The organism is Nostoc sp. 2RC, from assembly GCF_014222165.1.
GTDB classification, from domain to species: domain Bacteria; phylum Cyanobacteriota; class Cyanobacteriia; order Cyanobacteriales; family Nostocaceae; genus Nostoc; species Nostoc linckia.
In genome coordinates, this window is sequence record NZ_JACKZU010000136.1 from 1 (window position 1) to 20,079 (window position 20,079).

Consider the following 20,079-nt stretch of genomic DNA (forward strand, 5'->3'; position numbering starts at 1 on the left):
CGGGGACGGGGGGACGCGGGGAGGTTTTTATTATGGGTAATTAGGCGGACATGATATGACGGGGAGTTTGGAGTTATAGGTGATTATCTGAACTTGGTATTATTTATTGAAGATTGGGTGGATGAAGTTTTTTCCGTTATGAGGTGTGAAGAGAGTATTCTGAGCTATGGCTAATTTTTATATTTTGTTGTTGCCTGATTATTGCTGTGCTGAATGTAAAAATGCAGGCTAAAAGGTAGATGTTATCAGGTGAATTTTTTAAAAGGGAACTTTTAATGAAGAATAGGGAACAGATTGATTTTAGAAGTTTGCTATAGCGTTCCGTAGGCAAGATTTAGACCTTTGAGTTCGTAGTAAGGACTACCCTACGGGAACGCTCCGCGTACAGTCCTTATTAGAGGACTATAGTATAGTCCTCTCTACGAGACGCTATGCGTAGCTTGGTTAAAAGGGGGGTTACATTACAAACACTTATTCTGATATCAAGTTCGGATAATTGCTTACTATTCAAAACTCTTGGCGTCAGTGCTAATAATAAGTCTTCAGCCGAACCTGATATGACTCTTGAATTCTTACTTAATTTTTATCTTTCTAGCGTCTGGAACGTCTGCGGAGTCGGTCAATCATGACGGCAACGATAATTACTAATCCTTTGACCACTAGTTGCCAGAAGAAAGACATGTTCAGCAGAGTTAAACCATTGTTGAGGACAGCAATGATTAATGCACCGAGAAGAGTACCGCCAATTGTACCAATCCCGCCTGTAAAACTAGTTCCACCTAAAATTACAGCAGCGATCGCATCTAATTCATATCCTTGACCCAATAAGCCGCTAGCACTATAAAGACGGCTGGCACTCATTACTCCTGCCAAACCTGACAGCAATCCACTGACGCCATAAACAAATAGCAACACCCGATTAACTTTAATGCCAGTTAATCTTGCTGCCCGTTCGTTACCACCCACGGCATAGATTTGCACTCCTAAAACAGTCTGTCGCAGTACAAACCAACTAGCAGCCACCGTCAGTAAGGCAATGATTACCAACCAAGGAAGGGGGCCGATATAGCTATTACCAATCCACGCAAAATTGATATCGCGGTTGATAACTGTTGTTCCCTTGGCAATCAAGTAGGCAACACCCCGCAAAGCAGTCAACGAACCCAAGGTGACAATAAAAGGCGGTACATCCAAAAAGGTAATCAAAGCACCGTTGAGTAAGCCCAAAAGCAATCCCGCCAACAAGCCAGCAGGCAAAGCCGCCCAACCTATAACCGGAAGTAGGGACACCAACAAAGCGACTACGGCAGAAACAGCCAACATTGACCCCACAGACAAATCAATGCCTCCGGTGAGAATCACAAAGGTCATACCTGTGGCGAGGACAATGTTAATGGATGCCTGCCGTAAAATATTGACGAGGTTACCGCCTGTGAGGAAGTTGGGTGAAAGGAAGGTAAATAAGATACAAATAAGTACGAGTATTGGTAAGATACCTGCAACTTCCAGAAAGGTGGTGATGGATTTCCCTTGGCGCGCCTTGGGATTGTTGCCGACTTTCCTATTGGTAGGTCTGATTGTTTGGCTCATGATTCTACTACTCCCGATGCTCCTGTTGCATAGTGCATAATCTTTTCTTGGGTAATTTCTTTGCCGGGACTGTCGTCGAGTTCCCCCACTAACTGTCCTTCGCGCATGACTAAAACGCGATCGCTCATACCAACCACTTCTGGTAATTCGCTGGAAACCATTAAAATAGCGACCCCTTGAGATGCTAATTCGCTGATAATTCGATAAATCTCGCTCTTAGCGCCGATATCTACCCCCCGTGTCGGCTCATCCAGCATTAAGACTCTCGGTTTAATTGCTAGCCAACGCGCTAATAGTAGCTTTTGCTGATTGCCACCAGAAAGATCCACAGCTCTAATTTCCAAGTTAGCCAGCCGGATATTGAAGTTTTCCACCGCTTCCGTCGCCAATCGATTGACTGAACCCCAGTTGACAACCCCGGCCTTGGCATCCTGTTTGAGGGTGTTCAGGGCAATATTCTTGCGGGAACTCATTTCCAGAAATAAACCTTGGTCTTTGCGGTCTTCTGGGACGTAACCAATACCAACAGCAATGGCATCACTGGGGCTATTGATATTCAGTTTCACGCCATTGAGGAAAATTTCACCACTAGCCTTGCGGTCTGCACCGAAAATCAGTCGGGATACTTCTGTGCGTCCAGCACCCACCAGCCCTGCCAAACCCAGGATCTCACCAGCGCGAATTTGAAAACTAGCCGGTTCAATCTTGCGTCCGTCGCTGATATTTCTCACTTCCAACACCACCGGGCCGGGATTGGTTTGGCGTTGATGTTCGTAGAAATCTTGCATGGAACGCCCGACCATCATTTGTACTAATCGCTGGGCAGAAATTTCCTCCCGTGTGAGACTACCGATATATTGACCGTCCCGCAGTACACTAATTCGGTCAGCCAATGCATATATCTCTTCCATGCGGTGGCTGATGTAGATAATGGCAATGCCATCGTCTCGGAGTTTGCGAATAACTTCAAACAAACACTCAGTCTCGCGGTCAGATAAAGCTGCTGTCGGCTCATCCATCACCAAAACCCGACTTTTGTCTTTCAGTGCCCTGGCGATTTCTACCTGCTGCTGTTCGGCGATAGACAAAGTACCAACTATAGTATTGCCTGTAAAACTTGCCCCCAGGCTTTGGAGTACTAATTTTGCTTCATCGTCCATCGCTTTGCGGTCTAAGAACTGACCCCGTTGCAACTCGCTACCCATGAAAATATTTTCGGTAACCGTTAAGTTGGGTGCAACATTGAGTTCTTGATAAATCAGGTTAATTCCCGCTTTACGTGCCGAAGCCGGATCGGTAATTTTCACTGGCGTACCATTGATGCGAATCTCACCTTCATCGGCAATATAAGCCCCAGCAAGAATTTTCATCAATGTACTTTTACCAGCTCCGTTTTCCCCCATGAGAGCGTGAACTTCTCCAGGATAAATTGTGAGATTCACATTTTGCAGAGCAGGTACACCATGAAATCGTTTGGCAATCCCTTGCATCTCTAATACAGGGGCCGCGGTTGGTGCTTCAGGAAACGAGGTTTCAATACTTGTGGTCACGAGTAGCTCCTGTAAAAATAATATTGGACAAACAGGGTATAGGGAAACGGGTAAGCGAAAAAAGGGAAAGATTAAATTTATTCCTTTTCCCTTTCCCCTATAACCTTTCCCCTTTAACCTTTCCCCCTGCCCGCATTCCCATTTACCAGCCTTTTTCTGTGCTGACGTTATCTTTAGTAATCAGCTTGACTGGAATCAAAATTGTTGGCGACTGGGGTTTTTTACCCTTTAAAATGTCGTTGCCAACTTCCACTGCTTTTGCTGCCATGCCTCGTGGATTTTGAGTTGCTGTTGCTGCATATATCCCTTCTTTGTCAGCGATCGCTTTTATGGCTTCTGGCGCACCATCGACACCAACAATGAAGAAGTCTTTTCGTTGTGCTTGGTTGGCTGCTAGTTCTGCTCCCACTCCACTGGGGTCGTTGATGGCAAAAACAGCATCTATTTTGGGAAAGGTTGTGAGCAAGTCTGTCATCACTCTGAGTCCACCGTCTCTGCTACCTTCTGCATTCTGGTCTTTCGAGAGAATTTTTATATCAGGATATTTAGCCAATACGTTCTGGCAGCCATTAACTCGCTGAATCACTGAGTCCACTTGCGGCCCATTGACGATTACTACATTACCTTTGCCTTTGAGGCGATCGGCAATATATTTACAAGCTACTTCTCCAGCTTGCACGTTATTAGTCGTAACTGTGGCATCTACACCACCTTCTGCACCTGTATCTACGGCAATCACGATTCTACCTGCTTCTTTGGCTTTTTCCACTGCCGGCTTAATGCCACTTTTATCAGCAGCATTCAGAATAATAATGTCAGTATTCGAGGCGGTGAAATTTTCAATTTGGTTGGCTTGCTGGTTGAGGTCATAAGCACTGGAAACTACAGTTGTTCTAACATCATTGCCACCGATTTTTTTAGCTGTGGCTTCAATTTCCTGTCCCATAAGAACGAAGAAGGGATTACTCAAATCGCCAGCAGTAAAAGCTACTGATCGCAATTTCCCATCGGCACTACCTGGCTTACTCTGTGCGCTAGTATTAGTAGCAGTATTCCCAGCAGCGTTGCCATCAGGATTACTCGCAGTATTGCCGTTTTCAGAATTATTTGAGCAACCAATTACGCCACCACTAACCAAACTGATTAAACTAGCTGCGATGCCAATGTTTTTTAAATTCATATATCTCCTCTGAAAAAAAATCTGAATGGGGCATTAGCCAAACAGGGTATGGGGTAAGGGGTAAGGGGAAAAGGGCCAAGATTAAATTTATTCCTTTACCCTTTCCCCTTTCCCCTTTTCCCTTTACCCTTTCCCCTTTACCCTTTCCCCTTTCCCCTTTAACCTTTTCCCTTTCCCCTTTAACCTTTTCCCCTGCCCCCATTACCACCCTTTGTAACTACCAAGGTTTTCACGGGTAACCAATTTAACTGGAACGAGAATTTCGGAATTACTGGGTTTTTTGCCTTGGATGACATCGTTGCCGACTTCAACGGCTTTTTGCGCCATTCCTGCGGGATCTTGGGCGGCTGTTGCCACAAATACACCGTCTTTGTCTTCCATTGCTTTGGCTGCATCTGGGGAACCGTCAACGCCAACAATAAAAAATTCTTTCCGTCTTGCTTGTTTGGCTGCTAAGTCTGCGCCAACACCGCTTTGGTCGTTGGTGGCAAAAACAGCATCGATTTTAGGAAAGGTTGTTAGTATGTCACTCATGACTCTCAGTCCGCCATCCCTTGTACCTTCTGCGTTCTGGTCTGAGATGATTTTGATGTCTGGATATTTGGCTAATGAACTCTTACAGCCACTAACTCGCTGATTGATTGAGTCCATCGGCGTACCGTTGAGAATTACTACGTTACCTTTGCCGTTGAGGCGATCGCCAATATACTTGCAAGCAATCTCTCCAGCCTGGGTGTTGTTAGAGCTAATCATTGCATCTACGTCTGCGTCAACGGCTGAATCCACTGCAATCACGATTCTGCCCGCCTTCCTCGCTTGGTCGATGGCTGGTTTAACTCCTTTTTTGTCAACGGCACTCAAGATAATTAAGTCAGTGTTCGCCGCCGTGAAATTTTCAATTTGGTTAGTTTGTTGGTTGAGATCGAAGGCACTGGAAACTGTATTGACTCTAATCCCATCACCAATTTTTTTTGCTTGTTCTTCAGCTCCCTTTTGCAGTGCTACATAAAAGGGATTACCTAAATCCCCCAAAGTAATCCCAATTGTCTGCAATCCTTGATTTTCTAAGCTAGTGTTAATCGCAGTATTAGTACTATTATTAGCGGTGTTAGCATTTGGAGTGTCATTACAACCCACAACCGCAGTCCCAACAAAACCTAATATGCTAGCTAATAAAAAAACTTTCTTCATATTCACCTATCATCCAAACAATGCTTTTGAATTTGAGGAAAATTAGCAAAATATCAATCCGCAATATGATAGAATATTTACAACTTTAGTGTTTAGCTTCACTTTTAAATTTGGCAAGTTAAAGTCGAACATCTGTTGTAATTTGATGTTCTTGGAGTTGCTACTGGTAGTTACACTAAATTAAGTCTTTGCTGATGGCAACAAAATACTAAATGTTGTAAGAATTCACAAATTTGTTTTTTGGGAAAATTATATTTGAAAATGGTTAGTCTGAAAAAATTGGTTTGCTAAAATTCCAAGAACTTTAGGGGAGCAAATTTCAAACTTCTAATCTTATTTGGTTTTTCATTTTATCGTGTAATTTTCCCAAACAATTATTTACTTTATTGAAATTTACAAAATTAAGAAGTGTTTTCCATTTGAATGTAATATCGTGTCAGATGAGTTATTTTCCATCCTTTATGATGGCGAAATGAGTGCGACACTCAATAATTAAGCAACCTTGAGAGGACGCACAAAAATTTTGATGTCAAAGAATAGACGCAATAATTAGCTTTGCGCTTGTTTCAGTTGACTAGATAATCCCATAGAACCAAGCAAGTGACTGTAAACTAAATATATATTTGTTTTTTAGTCTTCACAGACACAAATTGTGCTATTGTGTTTGGGAAAATATTTTCTTTGGTTGAGATTTGGAGACAAATGTTTGCAATCTTGAGAGACTCAATCAGGAACCGAAAATTTAAAATTTTAAGGTTGGCGGTAAATATTTAGCTACTAAGTCTTCGTAGTATGGCTTGAGCTTTTGCCAATCTGGGGGATTGGGGTTTTTTGAATATAAATCATAGGGATTGAATAACTTCACCCATTTAAACATTTCTTCATCATGTTTATCCATCAAATGCTGGTAAGCGTTCTCACGATGTTGAGGATAAAATGAATGATAGCGAAGGATGTATAGTGCAGGTTCGGGTAAGTAAGGTTTCATCATACTATAAAAATATTCATCGTGTCCCCACGAAAGATGTACATTACTTAATCCACAATTTGGTTCGTATACACCATATTTAGTATTATATTTTGGGTTATTGTAATCGGGATTATCTTTAAAAAATTCCGAAAAAACAATTTTATCTGAAAACGCACAACCCACAGGATAGGTATCACCAACAGTAGCCCATTGGGGTTCGCCAAATAAACAAAGTACTTTCCCCATATCGTGAAAGAAACCAGTCAGCACCATCCAATCAGGATGATTATCAGCACGAATGGCTTCTGATGTTTGCAATAAATGTTGTAATTGGTCTAAGTCTGTATCGGGATCTGAATCGTCCACTAATTGATTCAAAAATTCCACTGCATCCCAAACACTCATTTCTTGTTTGTCAAACTTTAAAAACTCCGCTTTTTTCTGGAGTACAAAATCATATGTTTGATTGATGTGGTTTAAGCGGTAAAACTCTTTAACTGTATCTCTAATAGTTGTTTCATAATTTCTGTAAGCTTCAACAGTTTTACCTTCTTTAACTATGGTGTTGGGATCGGGATAGCGATTGAGTAAGTCTTTTTCCCATTCTTCTAGGGAATGTAAGAGATTATTTTGGCGATGATGTAGAGCTTGAGACATATTTTTATAATGGTTTTGCACACCTGTGCATAAATTTCAATTTGCTTATTTTTATTTTTGCACACGTGTGCAAAAATAACTATTAAGTTTTCTATCTATTTGCACAAGACTACCTTCCCCTTCAGCAAACATTCTTTACTTTACTCAGTACATCTTTCGCTGTGGATAGTTAACAATGTTGATTTCTTGCTGGGGATACTTGACGATGTTAGCTAGTTCTTCAAGCTGATTGATTGCTTCTGCACCCTCTAACTTCATTAATTCGCGGTCGTCCCAAATTTCCATCCAAGTAATACCGTAATCAGACACTAAAAACCGAATTATGTGCTTTTCTGCCAAACTCACCATAAATGAAGCACTTTTGATTTGGTCGCCGCACGTATAACAAGACGTAGTATAACCACGCCGCTCAAGTGCAATGGACAAAGCTTGTAGATTAATTACCAAGTCTTGAACGACTTGCTGATATTGTTGCGCTAATCTGAGAAACATTGTGTCTCCTACCAATATCGGATTCCTGATTTGTGCTTTATCAAGGGGAATAGGGAATAGGCAATAGGCAATAGGCAATAGGCAATAGGGAATGGGGAAGCCTATAACGCTAAATTCCTAGAGATGTTCTGATGTTTTGTACAATTATCTGGGGTGTTTCGATAACATCTATATATAAGGTGTCTAATGGTTCTTCTAGGGTATTAAACTGGGTATCGAGCAGTTTTTCGCTCATGTAGTGATTATGACGCTCTTGCAAGCGTTTTTGAATTAATTCATAAGACCCTTTGAGGTAAACTAACTTGATGCGTTCGCTATCTACAACCAGAAATTGACGATAGCTTTCTTTAAGAGCCGAACACGCCAGCACCATACTTTTATTTTCTAGCAGCCAATTTTTGATAGCTATTTGCAAATCATGTAACCAAGGTATTCTATCAGCTTCTGTCAGAGGAATACCACACCGCATTTTCTCAACGTTTTCTGGCGAATGAAAAGCATCAGCGTCGCTAAATTCCCAGTCTAAAGAATTTGCTAGCAGTTTTCCGATGGTGGTTTTACCAGCTCCAGAAACACCCATGATGATGATAATCATTGATTTGTCGTTCATATAGCAATCGTATTTGATTTTTTATAAACTACTCGTGGAGGTAAGGAATAGGTTTGCTGGAACGGAGAACAGCTTATGTCAACTGTATTGGTTCATAGTTTTGCAAACAAAGCAAAGTATTAACAATCAACAGTCAACAATCAACAGTCAACAGTTTCCCTGTGAATCTGTCATAACTTGATTTTTTGTTACATTTTGACATTAATTTCAATTTTATGCTGAGTTAGGAAAGTGAATACATTGACAGATAACTCAACTTTGCTAATAATTAGAATTATAATGCACACGTTTGCATTAATTATGGTAAAATCATGAAGAAACGAAAAGTTTCAATAGAAGATATAGCTCGTAGGGCAGGTGTTTCTCATTCTACAGTTTCCCGTGCTTTGCGAGATAACTCTCTCATTAGCCCGAAGGTGCGAGAGGAAATTCAGAAGATAGCGCGGGAAATGAACTATGTGCCGAATGCCATTGCTCAAAGCTTGCAAACTCAACGTACTAATACTGTCGGGGTTGTGGTGACTTCCATTGCCGATCCTTTTTATGCTGAGGTAGTAGAGGGAATAGAGCAGGTAGCGAGAACAGCTGGTTTGAGTGTTTTCTTAACTGCTTCACATCGAGATTTCGAGCAGGAAATAGCAGCTATTGATAACTTTCATCGTCGGAGAGTTGATGGCATATTAGTCACTGATTCCCGAATCAATAAAAAAAATACAAATAAAATCGGAGAAATTGCGGTTCCAACAGTATTAATTAATAGTCAAACGGAAGACCAACCTGAAACATTTCATACAGTAACAGTGGATGATTTTTTAGGTGGTCGATTAGCGGTAGAGCATTTGATTGAATTGGGACATAGGGCTATTGGTTATTTGGGTGTGGGCGATCGCAGTCAGTCCAATTACTTGCGTTTAGAAGGATATCGTAGGGCTTTGAGGGAAGCCGGGTTACCAGAAAACAGTGATTGGGTGGCAATTAGTGATGAAGAAAATACCAGAATCAACGATGTTGATACAGGCAAAAAGATGCTACCTAAACTATTGACAACAGGTGTTACAGGCATCTTTTGTTACAACGATATGGTAGCGGTTGGCGCTCTCTTAGCCTGCCAAGAACTAAATATTTTGATACCGCAAAATTTAAGTTTAGTTGGATTTGATGACATTGCTCTTTGCCGTTACGTAACACCATCATTGACAACGGTGTGCCAACCAAAATTGGAAATTGGTCGCTCAGCGATGCAAATGTTACTCGATTTATTAGAAGAGAAAAGTGTAGAAAATCTGGTTCTGTCACCTTTTGTAGTCAAGCGCAATAGTACTACTGCATTTGAGCAACAAAGCGCTGGTGCAGAGGGGCACAGCAGAGAATTCCTAACTGCTAACTCAGTACTCATAATGCCAGATGGGCAATGTCCCGTACCCCCGACCCAATGCCCAATGCCCAATGTCCAATGCCCATTTTCAATTACTTAGAAATAATATGTTAACTAAAAAATGGAGTTTATCTAGCGATCGCTGTTTTGCTCCAGAACCAGAACAAAAACAGCTAGCACGTCAATTTTTTTACAGTATATCTAGTCTGCCCCTAGTGTGTCCCCACGGACATGTAGACCCGGCTTTGTTGGCTAATCCCGCAGCTTGTTTTGGTTCCCCCACTGAATTATTGATTATTCCCGACCATTACATTTTCCGTATGCTTTATAGTCGGGGCATACCTTTATCGGCTTTGGGCATACCTAGCCGTGATGGTTCGCCAGTAGAAACCGACCACCGTAAAATCTGGCAACTTTTCGCCGACAATTTTTACTTATTCCAAGGTACTCCCTCTGGGTTGTGGCTGAAAGACGAACTTAATAACGTCTTTGGAGTGGATGAACCTTTAAATTCTCGCAATGCTGGATATATCTACGATTATCTCGAAAAGCTGTTATTGTTACCGGAATTCTCACCTCGTGCTTTATTCAAAAAATTTAACATCGAAGTCCTTTGCACCACTGATGCAGCCAGCGATCCCCTTGACTACCATCAATCCCTACACCAAGAAGGTTTTACTCAAATAAAACCCACATTCCGCCCAGATGCAGTAGTCAACCTCAATACTCTTGGTTGGCGGGAAAATTTAACCAAGCTGGAAAGCACTGTGGGGCGAGAAATTACTACTTATGCTGCGTTCGTGGAAGCCCTAGAAGAACGTCGAGGTTTTTTCAAAAAAATGGGAGCCACAGCTACCGACCATAGTGCAGCTACACCTTATACCAACCGACTTACTGACGAAGAAGCAGAAGCCATTTTTGCCAGAGCATTGGCTAACAAATTAAATCCAGGCGATGCAGAGGGTTTTACCGGCCACATGTTCGTGGAAATGGCCCGGATGAGTGTAGAAGATGGTTTGGTGATGCAGATGCATTGCGGTATTATGCGTAACCATAATCAAGCTGTGTTTGAGCAATTTGGGTCTGATAAAGGTGCTGACATTCCTTTAAAAATAGAGTGGACAGAAAATTTGCATCCCTTGTTGACAGCCTACGGTAATCACAAAGACTTTCACTTAATTTTGTTTGGATTGGATGAAAGCACTTATAGCCGCGAACTAGCTCCCTTAGCCGGTCATTATCCCGCAGTTTTGTTGGGGCCGCCTTGGTGGTTCCACGACAGCATAAATGGTATGGAGCGATACTTCAATCAAGTGATGGAAACCGCCGGACTTTATAACACCGCAGGTTTTAACGATGATACGCGGGCTTTTGTTTCCATTCCTGCTCGTCACACAGTGTGGCGGCGTGTAGCTTGTAATTGGTTGGCAGGGTTGGTAATACGGGGATTAATTGAGGAAGAGGAAGGCTATGGAATGGCTCATGCTTTAGCTTATGACCTGGCGAAGGTTGCTTACAAATTAAACTAAAAACCTCTATGTTCCTTTGCGCCAACCTTGGCGTTCCTTGGCGTTGCAAGAAGTAATTTTTTGAACGCAAAGGGACGCAAAGTAAACGCAAACAGACGCAGAGTTTCATGACGTTCGAGGAATTATCAATGCCAGATTTGATTTTGGAGAAACTTTTTAGCCTCAAAGACCAAGTAGCAGTAGTTACTGGTGGCTCTGGGGTGCTTGGTGGGGCGATGGCGCGGGGTTTGGCGCTGGCGGGAGGGCGAGTGGTGGTTATCGGCCGCAATCAAATGCGGGCGGATGCGGTTGTAGCAGATATTACTGCCAACGGTGGGGAAAGTATGGTGGTGCTGGCGGATGTTGGCGATCGCTCCCAATTAGAAATAGCCAAACAAGCTATCCTAAAACATTGGGGACAAATAGACATCCTAGTAAATGCGGCTGGTGGTAATATTGCCGCCGCCACAATTACAGCTGATGCTAGTTTTTTTGAAATGCCACACATCGCATTTGAGGAAGTTGTGAGTCTCAACTTGATGGGGACTTTATTACCAAGTCAAGTTTTTGGACAAGGGATGGTGGAGAAAAATCGACCCCAAGGCTGTATTGTGAATATTTCTTCCATGTCTGCTATCCGTGTTATTAGTCGGGTGGTTGGTTATTCGGCGGCGAAGGCGGCCATAGATAACTTTACTCGTTGGTTAGCTGTGGAACTGGCTCAAAAATATGGATCTGGGTTGCGAGTCAATGCCATTGCACCTGGTTTTTTTATTGGCGAACAAAATCGCAATTTATTGCTGAATACTGATGGTAGTTTAAGCGATCGCGGGCAAAAAATTATCCACCATACGCCAGCCGGACGTTTTGGCGAACCCCAGGAATTACTCAGTACTTTGATTTGGTTATGCAGTTCTGGTTCTAGTTTCGTCAACGGCGTAGTTGTGCCGGTGGACGGTGGCTTTAGCATCTACAGTGGAGTTTAAAAATGCATTCATTAGCCGTAACTAATAATGGCACACTTGCTAAGGAGGAAGTTTCCTTATTAGTTCATCAAGCTTTAGCAAATCCTCAGTTTGATGGACAGCGCATCTTAGTTTTAATTCCTGATGGTACGCGCACTGCTCCCATTCCGCAAATGTTTCGACTACTTTATCAAGAGTTGAGTCACAGGGTTGCAGCATTAGATTTTTTAATTGCTCTGGGTACGCATAACCCCATGAGTGAGGAACAAATCAATCGTTTAGTCGGGGTGACAGCCGAGGAAAGAAAAACTACTTTTAAAAAAATTAATATCTTTAATCACCTTTGGCATCTACCAGAAACTTTTATTTCTTGTGGAGTCATTTCGGCGGCGGAAATAGCAGAAATTAGTAATGGAATGCTGCATCAAGAAGTTGATGTGCGTGTTAATAAGTTGGTGGTAGAATATGATTTGATAATTATTTGCGGCCCGGTATTTCCCCACGAAGTTGTTGGCTTTTCTGGGGGAAATAAATATTTTTTCCCTGGTATTAGCGGTCAGGAAGTCATAAATTTATCACACTGGTTAGGAGCTTTAATTACTTGTTATGAAATTATCGGTACGCCGGGAATCACCCCAGTTCGGCGGTTAATAAATCGAGCCGCTAGCATGATTCCGACGCGGAAACTTTGCTTGGCAATGGTGGTTGCGCCGAAAACAAATCAATTAGCTGGACTTTATATAGATAAACCAGATTTAGCCTGGGAAGCTGCTGCTAAATTATCAGCTAAATTGCATATTAAATATGTAGATAAGCCTTTTAAACAAGTGCTTTCTGTGATGCCTGAAATGTACGATGATATTTGGACAGCTGCTAAAGGCATGTACAAATTAGAGCCAGTAGTAGCGGATGGAGGAGAAGTGATTATTTATGCACCTCATATTACTGAATTTAGCTACACACATGGCAGAGTTTTAGCAGAAATCGGTTATCATGTGCGCGATTATTTTTTGAAACAATGGGATAAATTTCAAGAATATCCTGCGGGAGTGCTAGCACATAGTACGCACTTAAAAGGTATGGGTACTTTTGATTTTCTAGAAGGTGAAAAACCTCGAATTCGCGTAACTCTAGCTACTGGTATTTCTCCAGAACGTTGTGCTGCTCATAATTTGAGCTATCGCGATCCGGCTACAATTGAATTAACACAATGGTCTCATCGAGAGCATGAAGGTATTTTACTCGTACCCAAGGCGGGCGAGATACTTTATCGTCTCAAGTAGTCAATTTGCACAAAGAAATTTATGGTCTATCGCATTTATTTTGTAGGTAAAAAATGTTCGTAGTAAGGACTTGAGTCCTTGATTTTTAAGCACTAAAGTGCTTACTACGAACCTTTCAGAACTAATGCGATGAACCAGTAGTTATTTGGCAACACTAAATCTAGAAAGCATCAAAATTTATAGCACAAGGCAGTCCCAACAAAAAAATCATGGTTTTAATCAAAACATAAAGTCTATTTAAACAATTAAAATTATGAATGTAGAAGACAATTTTTCTTTATTTACATAGATTGATATGCGCTTTTCTATCGTTATCAGTGTCGGCTTGTTGCTACTCGCAGGCCTCAACCTACCAGTAATGTCTCAACCTTCCATAGAGATAGCACAATTAGTAGCTAATAATAATTTGAATCAAAGGCGGTTAAACTTTAATCGCCGTTTGTGGAATAACCAAAATATTTCTAACTACCGTTATACATTTAGTAACGGTTGCTTTTGTATACCAGAAGCTAGAGGCCCAGTCATCATTGAAGTACGTAATGGCAAGATAAAATCAATCACTTCTGTAGCTACAGGTCAACCAGTTCAAAATCCAGAATACTTTCAAAATTACAACACAATTCCTAAACTTTTTAACGTAATTCAGGATGCCATTAATCGTAAAGCCTACAGTCTGGATGTAGCCTACAATCCCAGACTCGGCTATCCAACCCAAATTAATATTGATTACAATAGTCAAATAGCTGATGAAGAAATATATCTGACAATTGAGAATTTTGAAGAAATTAAATAAGCTAATGTGCGCTAAAAAAGCATAATCATTCGTGGCGGTTGTTGACAGTTGATAGTTAACTGTCAATAACTTACTACCAGTATAAAATAAATAAATATTGATACTTAGTGAAAAAGGCGAACAGGGTGCGATCGCCTTTTTTTATTGCATATATTACATTGACTCGAAAAATTTACATATAATACAGATATCTAAAAGTAATACTTTTACGAATAAAGCACGGTAACCACAAAAATTTCTTTGATGTAAAATAGATAACAATTTTCCAACAACCTTAATCTGCGTTACAAACGCTTCAGTTTTGGTTTATTAAATTAAGAAAAATGGCTTCCTATTTTTTGATTATACCGTGTGCTTGTTTAATCACTGGCTATTTTTTGTTAAAAAAAATTAATAGTGAAATTTCACATTTGATAGCTGTATTTGCAGCACTCAGCTTCATTTTGGGTTTAATTTTTGCTCCTTGGCAGATGTTAGTTTTACTATTGATTCCTGTAATTATTAGTACAGGCTATGAATACTACACAACCAAGGTAATCAGCGAACAAATAGAACCACCACAACAGCCAGTTTGCGAATCTGAAACAGATTGTCATTTAATCTACCGTGGAGTTTCCTATCGTGCTGACTCCAACGGCAAATTAGAGAAAATAAATACACCAAAAGTAACGTATAAATTGAGTTTTCGCGGAAGTACTTATTGTGTTTGCGTTAATCCTAACTCAGAATCCACTGAAATCACTACACCGCCAGTCACTCATAAATTGAGCTTTCGAGGAAGTACTTATTGTGTAAAAAAAACTGCACAAAAAGCAATTGATTCGTAATTTGTGGCTATTATCACAAAGCGCTTATTATACCCAAACTTAATTTTTTTTGGCACTTAAACCTTATCTAACTTAAGAACCGTAGTTTTTGAGCAAAGTTTTGGGATTGCTTGCTTTGTTGCAATGACACAAAAGAATAATTCTAAACTTTAGATTTCAATATGCACAAGATTTAATTATTAAATATTATATTACATTGTCAACTAATTTTATAATTTATTAAACCAAATTTTGTCGGTTTCTCTTCTGACGAACAAAAATGTAGGCTACATAAGGGAATTTAGAATTCAAAGTAGAAAGTTAGAGACTTGGAAAACTGTTAACTGTTAACGGTTCACAGTCAAATTCCTCTCTGGTAATTTCCTACTGTGAATTTTAAGTTTGAAATTCTGACACAAAATCTGCTAATTCCCAGTCATGATTTCATGTCAGTAATTCATTATGAACTGTTAATTGTGTCGCCAATGAATCCACTATTCAATTCGTCAGAATCGTCTAATATTTCGCGTCGGACACTGTTGAAACTCTTTGGTGTTGGTGCAATTGTTGGAGTCACAGGGTACTCTCGATTTACTAAGCCAAAACCAACGGTATTTGCAAGAGACACTTTGAAATTGCCACGGTTATTAAGTCAGCAAAAAAGTGTTGTAGTCATTGGGGGTGGTTTAGCGGGTTTAGCTTGTGCTTATGAATTAAGTCAACGGGGATTTGTGGTTACACTTTTAGAAAAGTCTCCCCAACTTGGTGGTAAAATTGCTAGTTGGTCTGTAGAGGCTGTTGGTGAAACTTTTAGGATGGAACACGGCTTTCATGGCTTTTTTCCCCAGTACTATAATTTGAATAGTTTAGTTAAAGAACTAGAGATTAGCGATAACTTTCAATCGTTAAATTTTTACTCAGTGGTTTACCGCGATCGCCAATACAAACCAGAGATATTTTATCCTAGTCATTCTGCCTTTCCTTGGAATATTCTAGATTTAGCCATCGCTTCTCCCAACCGCTTCAAATGGGGAATTAATCTTACAAAATTAAAACACCTGCAAGTCTTCCAGGCCATTACTGGTTTTCAAAGAGAAAAGAACTTTCAGCGATTCGATAATATATCCGTTGCTGATTGGGTAAGAACAGAATTTCCCCAAGGATTATATGACTTATATTTTCTACCGTTTGCCAAATCTAGTTTGAACGCACCAGACACCATGAGTGTCGGAGAATTAATGCAATTCTTCCATTTTTATTTTTTTGGCAACCCTGAAGGACTAGCTTTTAATGGCACTAAAGATGATATGGGTACAAGTTTAGTGCAACCCATTGCCGAGGCAATTAAAAATCAAGGTGGTAATATTATCACAGGTACAACTGTCAGTGAAATTTCGGCTACAGAAGGTAAAATTGCAGCAGTAAAATATTATGTTGGTGGCAATCAAAATAGCGTGCCTTTTTGGGTGAAACGAAATTCAGTTGTTGATGATAACCAGGTAGAATACTTTGGTGCGGCTGATGAAGTATTTGCTTTACCTGCTGGAGGAAAAACAGCCATTTCCCTTACCTGCACTCATCAAGGTTGTACCGTACAAATGGCAGCAGATGGTCAGTTTCATTGCCCTTGTCATGGTGCAGTTTTTAGTAGTGATGGAAAAGTGGTAAAAGGGCCTGCCCAACAAGATTTAGCTAAGTTTCAAGTAGTGGAACGACAAGATACAGAAGTACAATTGATTGCAGCAAATCAAGAATCATCATCACCAGAAATAATTGCAGCAGATTATTATGTTTTAGCAACCGATGTACCGGGAGTACAGCAACTTTTGAAACGAGTGAATGGGAATATAGATGAAAAAGTGCGATGGCAAATTGCAAATTTAAGTATCGCCGATCCTTTTGCAGTTTGTCGTTTCTGGTTTGACCGCGATTTTGCATGGCAGCAAAGTAATTTTACATCTTTATCAGGCTACCAATTAACTGATAGCATCACCCTTTATCATCGCATTCAAGAACAATTCATCGACTGGGCACAACGCACCGGTGGTAGTGTAGTAGAATTACACGCTTATTGCTATAAAGCAAAAGAATTTCCCACTCAAGAAGCCTTGTTAACCAAATTTGAAGAGGAACTCTATGAAATTGTCCCAGAATTACAACAAGCGCAGATATTACATCGAGAATTAGTGAATCAAAATAACTTTTCTGGATATCCACCAAATAGTTATGCACAACGTCCAGAAACTACCACTAATGTTGCTAACTTATTATTTGCAGGTGATTGGGTAAAAATGCCCTTTCCTTGTGGATTAATGGAACGTGCCGTTAGTAGTGGCTTATTAGCAGCCAACGGCATTTTACACCGTGAAGGCTTGCAGAGGCGATCGCTTTTATCAGTAAATCCGGAAGGGATGTTACAAATTTAAAATTAGGAATGATGATTGTTGACTGTTGACTGTTGACTGATGACTGGGGAGTTATTCTTATCTCCCTTGTCTTTCTTGTCTTCCTCATCTCTCCCCATGCCCCATCCCCAATGCCCCACTTTTTATGCAACCTCGACAAACCGTCATTGAAATCTTCTCGACTTTTATGCAATTTGCTGGCGATCGCTTTAGTCGTTGGGCGATAGAATCAAGTTTGCGTCGCAGTATCCAAAGTTGTATCAAACAAGCGCCACAAGAAACTTCAGAATATTTTTGGACGCTTTATTGGTATAAGTTTTGGCAAGTTCCCGAAACTCAAGTACTGGCAAAACAACATCTCACGGCTTACTTCCAAGAACCTTGTTATTGGGTATCTCAAAAAACTGTGACTAATTTTGCCAGCACTCAGTATCAAGTATCAGACTGTTTTCAAATTGCCATTGCCCAAGTTGATAAAATCCTCAAAGGTTATAATCCCAATCAAGGTTTTTCTTTAAAAAACTACGCCAGCGCCATTTTTAGCGGTGCTATCCGGGAAACTTTGCGGCAAAATAGCGAAATCGATATCTGTAGCGACTGGGGACTGTTGCGAAAAATCACTAAAAAGTTTTTGGTGGAATCTTTGCAAAACGCTGGTTTATCTCCAGAGGATATTAATGCTTATATTCTCGCTTGGGAATGTTTTAAAATTCTGTATATTCCTACAAAAACAGGTACTTCTCGGCAACTTCCTCCACCAGATGATGTAATTTGGCAAGCGATCGCTAAAACTTATAATACACAAACCACTCACCAAGTCAATGCCCAAACTTTAGAAAAATGGCTGCTGAATTCTGCTAAAGCTGTACGCAGATATCGCTATCCTCAACCGGAGTCTTTGAATGTCCCCAAAGGTGGCGATGATGGTTGGGAATGGTTAGATAATCTTCCAGGAAGTCAACAAGAATCTCTGATTAATGAAATTCTTGCCCAGGAAGCAGAACAAACTAGAATTTCCCAGCAAACTGAGATTAACAAAATTTTAGTCCTGGCGATCGCTCAACTGGAACCGGAATTACAACAAATTGTCAAACTCTACTATGGCGAAGAACTCACTCAAAACCAAATCGCCAAACAATTACAAATGCAGCAATATACAATTTCCCGGCGACTGAAAAAAGCCCAAGAAGCTTTATTGCGGTCTTTAGCTAACTGGAGTCGAGATAATTTGCATATTACTGTCACATCAGACCTACTCAAAAGCATCAATACAGTGATGGAGGAATGGTTGAGGAATTATTACTCATGCCCAATGCCCAATATTTGGAGTAACCATCATGACTGCTGACACCACCGCCTTTACTTTTGCTAATTCAACAGACTTGATTTTAGAAATTCCTATCGCTACCCAAAATCAGGTAGATGTCGGCAGTCAATTTTTTTCTAACCCGACTTCTCGCTATCAAGGTTACATTAATGAACTTTGCCTGGGTGCTGTCTTGGAATGGTTAAAAGAAGATTTTACACCGCAAGCAAAGGTCTGGCCAACTACCACCGTTTTATCCAGCTTTTGGGAACTAGTTAATGGAACAGCAGTGACGTTAGACGGAACTAGACTAATCTTGGTTCCGAGTGAAACAATTGATTTGAGTGAATTCCGAGTGCCACAAGAATGGGTGGATATTCCCAGTTGGATGGGTGATTATTATTTGGCTGTGCAAGTAGAACCAGATGCAGGCTATGTCAGGGTTTGGGGTTACTGCACCCATGCACAACTCAAAGCTAGGGGAAATTATGATGCTAGCGATCGCACTTACTCTCTTGACGGCGATAATATCATCAATGACATCAATATTTTAGCGGTGGCGCGGCAACTTTGCCCAGAAGAAGCAACACGTAGCGCCATTGAAGAAGTTACCACCATCCCGCAAGCACAAGCACAAAACCTAATTACTCGTCTAGGAAATCCAGAAATACTTACACCCAGACTCGTTATTCCGTTTCAACTGTGGGCGGGGTTAATTGCACATGGCGGTTGGCGCAAAAGTTTATATCAACGCCGCTTGGGAATAACAGAACAGTGGTCAGTTATTCAATGGTTGCAAAACGGTGTTTCCCAAGTCGCCCAAACTATTGGTTGGGGAAGTTTTGATTTACAAGTGAGTGAAGCTGGTGCGCGGGGCGTCGAACAAACACCACCGCAGAGGATTATATCTCGTCAGCTGACGATTGCAGGTCAAATCTACGAACTGCTGATTACACCCCAAGGGGAACCAGAAACAACTATTTGGCGCTTTGAGTTACGTAACCTCACTGTAGGTGCAGCCATCCCTGCCGGTTTTAAACTCCGACTCCTCACTGAAGATTTACAGCCCTTCCCGAATAACGAAGATATTGCCATAACTGCCGTAGAACAACTTTATATAGAGGTAGCCTTGGAACCAACAGAAGGCATAGTCTGGGAAATAGAACCTGTTCCTGAAAACTATGACCGAGAAATACTCAGATTTTAACACTAGGGACAAGTCAGAAATATTTTATAGAAGATTGTTAACTGTTGACGGTTCACAGTTCACACTTCACAGTCATATCATGTCCTTCGCGGTAAGTGAGAGGCTTGTTGCTGTTTATATCATGTCCGCTTGATTACTTATTAAACCCGAAAAACCCCACCCCTTAATCCCCTCCCCGCTCTTCGGGAGGG

At 40.9% G+C, this 20,079-nt stretch carries 16 protein-coding genes; 9 read left to right on the plus strand and 7 right to left on the minus strand.

What is annotated here, in order from left to right; genetic code table 11:
• Window positions 1-591 precede the first annotated feature (591 nt).
• From GNE10_RS16700 to GNE10_RS16730, 7 genes are all read right to left on the minus strand, one after another.
• Window positions 592-1,590, minus strand: a complete 999-nt coding sequence (locus GNE10_RS16700; protein WP_185566145.1) for an ABC transporter permease subunit — start codon at window positions 1,588-1,590, stop codon at window positions 592-594.
• Complete coding sequence (locus GNE10_RS16705) at window positions 1,587-3,140, minus strand: sugar ABC transporter ATP-binding protein (RefSeq protein ID WP_185566146.1); 1,554 nt, start codon at window positions 3,138-3,140, stop codon at window positions 1,587-1,589. Before GNE10_RS16705 ends, GNE10_RS16700 begins: the two co-directional genes overlap by 4 nt.
• 142 nt (window positions 3,141-3,282) lie before the next feature.
• The gene (locus GNE10_RS16710; protein ID WP_185566147.1) at window positions 3,283-4,320 is read right to left on the minus strand and encodes an ABC transporter substrate-binding protein; all 1,038 of its coding nucleotides are present in this window, start codon (window positions 4,318-4,320) and stop codon (window positions 3,283-3,285) included.
• Between the two features lie 201 nt (window positions 4,321-4,521).
• Window positions 4,522-5,511, minus strand: coding sequence for an ABC transporter substrate-binding protein (locus tag GNE10_RS16715; RefSeq protein ID WP_185566148.1), 990 nt, complete (start codon window positions 5,509-5,511; stop codon window positions 4,522-4,524).
• Between the two features lie 742 nt (window positions 5,512-6,253).
• The gene (locus GNE10_RS16720; protein ID WP_185566149.1) at window positions 6,254-7,138 is read right to left on the minus strand and encodes an inositol oxygenase family protein; all 885 of its coding nucleotides are present in this window, start codon (window positions 7,136-7,138) and stop codon (window positions 6,254-6,256) included.
• Window positions 7,139-7,282: 144 nt separating this feature from the next.
• A complete protein-coding gene (locus GNE10_RS16725) occupies window positions 7,283-7,630 on the minus strand; it encodes a DUF1815 family protein (RefSeq protein WP_185566150.1) in 348 nt (115 codons plus the stop codon).
• A 109-nt stretch (window positions 7,631-7,739) separates the two neighbouring features.
• Window positions 7,740-8,225, minus strand: a complete 486-nt coding sequence (locus tag GNE10_RS16730; RefSeq protein WP_185566158.1) for a gluconokinase — start codon at window positions 8,223-8,225, stop codon at window positions 7,740-7,742.
• 326 nt (window positions 8,226-8,551) lie between these two features.
• On the opposite strand from GNE10_RS16730, the gene GNE10_RS16735 reads away from it, so the two are divergent.
• The 9 genes from GNE10_RS16735 to GNE10_RS16775 all read left to right on the plus strand — a co-directional run bounded on the left by GNE10_RS16735 (window position 8,552) and on the right by GNE10_RS16775 (window position 19,888).
• A complete protein-coding gene (locus tag GNE10_RS16735) occupies window positions 8,552-9,715 on the plus strand; it encodes a LacI family DNA-binding transcriptional regulator (protein ID WP_185566151.1) in 1,164 nt (387 codons plus the stop codon).
• Between the two features lie 7 nt (window positions 9,716-9,722).
• Window positions 9,723-11,144 (plus strand): glucuronate isomerase, encoded by a 1,422-nt coding sequence (uxaC, locus tag GNE10_RS16740; RefSeq protein ID WP_185566152.1) that lies wholly within the window; start codon window positions 9,723-9,725, stop codon window positions 11,142-11,144.
• A gap of 128 nt (window positions 11,145-11,272) precedes the next feature.
• Complete coding sequence (locus GNE10_RS16745) at window positions 11,273-12,109, plus strand: SDR family oxidoreductase (protein WP_185566153.1); 837 nt, start codon at window positions 11,273-11,275, stop codon at window positions 12,107-12,109.
• Between the two features lie 2 nt (window positions 12,110-12,111).
• Window positions 12,112-13,371, plus strand: coding sequence for a lactate racemase domain-containing protein (locus GNE10_RS16750; protein ID WP_185566154.1), 1,260 nt, complete (start codon window positions 12,112-12,114; stop codon window positions 13,369-13,371).
• Window positions 13,372-13,666: 295 nt separating this feature from the next.
• Window positions 13,667-14,164, plus strand: coding sequence for a DUF6174 domain-containing protein (locus GNE10_RS16755; protein ID WP_185566155.1), 498 nt, complete (start codon window positions 13,667-13,669; stop codon window positions 14,162-14,164).
• Window positions 14,165-14,487: 323 nt separating this feature from the next.
• Window positions 14,488-14,991: a DUF4278 domain-containing protein gene (locus GNE10_RS16760; RefSeq protein ID WP_143861834.1), complete on the plus strand. Its 504-nt coding sequence runs from the start codon at window positions 14,488-14,490 to the stop codon at window positions 14,989-14,991.
• Between the two features lie 464 nt (window positions 14,992-15,455).
• Entirely contained in the window at window positions 15,456-17,396 is a 1,941-nt protein-coding gene (locus tag GNE10_RS16765) for an FAD-dependent oxidoreductase (protein ID WP_185566159.1), read from the plus strand.
• A gap of 124 nt (window positions 17,397-17,520) precedes the next feature.
• Window positions 17,521-18,723: a sigma-70 family RNA polymerase sigma factor gene (locus GNE10_RS16770; protein WP_185566156.1), complete on the plus strand. Its 1,203-nt coding sequence runs from the start codon at window positions 17,521-17,523 to the stop codon at window positions 18,721-18,723.
• The gene (locus GNE10_RS16775) at window positions 18,713-19,888 is read left to right on the plus strand and encodes a DUF1822 family protein (RefSeq protein WP_185566157.1); all 1,176 of its coding nucleotides are present in this window, start codon (window positions 18,713-18,715) and stop codon (window positions 19,886-19,888) included. Before GNE10_RS16770 ends, GNE10_RS16775 begins: the two co-directional genes overlap by 11 nt.
• Window positions 19,889-20,079: the final 191 nt, after the last annotated feature.

Bases quoted from the DNA above. Each gene is read 5' to 3' on its own strand.
- GNE10_RS16700 (WP_185566145.1), bottom strand. From the start codon at position 1,590: ATGAGCCAAACAATCAGACCTACCAATAGGAAAGTCGGCAACAATCCC.
- GNE10_RS16710 (WP_185566147.1), bottom strand. From the start codon at position 4,320: ATGAATTTAAAAAACATTGGCATCGCAGCTAGTTTAATCAGTTTGGTT.
- GNE10_RS16715 (WP_185566148.1), bottom strand. From the start codon at position 5,511: ATGAAGAAAGTTTTTTTATTAGCTAGCATATTAGGTTTTGTTGGGACT.
- GNE10_RS16720 (WP_185566149.1), bottom strand. From the start codon at position 7,138: ATGTCTCAAGCTCTACATCATCGCCAAAATAATCTCTTACATTCCCTA.
- GNE10_RS16725 (WP_185566150.1), bottom strand. From the start codon at position 7,630: ATGTTTCTCAGATTAGCGCAACAATATCAGCAAGTCGTTCAAGACTTG.
- GNE10_RS16730 (WP_185566158.1), bottom strand. From the start codon at position 8,225: ATGATTATCATCATCATGGGTGTTTCTGGAGCTGGTAAAACCACCATC.
- GNE10_RS16735 (WP_185566151.1), top strand. From the start codon at position 8,552: ATGAAGAAACGAAAAGTTTCAATAGAAGATATAGCTCGTAGGGCAGGT.
- uxaC (WP_185566152.1), top strand. From the start codon at position 9,723: ATGTTAACTAAAAAATGGAGTTTATCTAGCGATCGCTGTTTTGCTCCA.
- GNE10_RS16745 (WP_185566153.1), top strand. From the start codon at position 11,273: ATGCCAGATTTGATTTTGGAGAAACTTTTTAGCCTCAAAGACCAAGTA.
- GNE10_RS16750 (WP_185566154.1), top strand. From the start codon at position 12,112: ATGCATTCATTAGCCGTAACTAATAATGGCACACTTGCTAAGGAGGAA.
- GNE10_RS16755 (WP_185566155.1), top strand. From the start codon at position 13,667: ATGCGCTTTTCTATCGTTATCAGTGTCGGCTTGTTGCTACTCGCAGGC.
- GNE10_RS16760 (WP_143861834.1), top strand. From the start codon at position 14,488: ATGGCTTCCTATTTTTTGATTATACCGTGTGCTTGTTTAATCACTGGC.
- GNE10_RS16765 (WP_185566159.1), top strand. From the start codon at position 15,456: ATGAATCCACTATTCAATTCGTCAGAATCGTCTAATATTTCGCGTCGG.
- GNE10_RS16770 (WP_185566156.1), top strand. From the start codon at position 17,521: ATGCAACCTCGACAAACCGTCATTGAAATCTTCTCGACTTTTATGCAA.
- GNE10_RS16775 (WP_185566157.1), top strand. From the start codon at position 18,713: ATGACTGCTGACACCACCGCCTTTACTTTTGCTAATTCAACAGACTTG.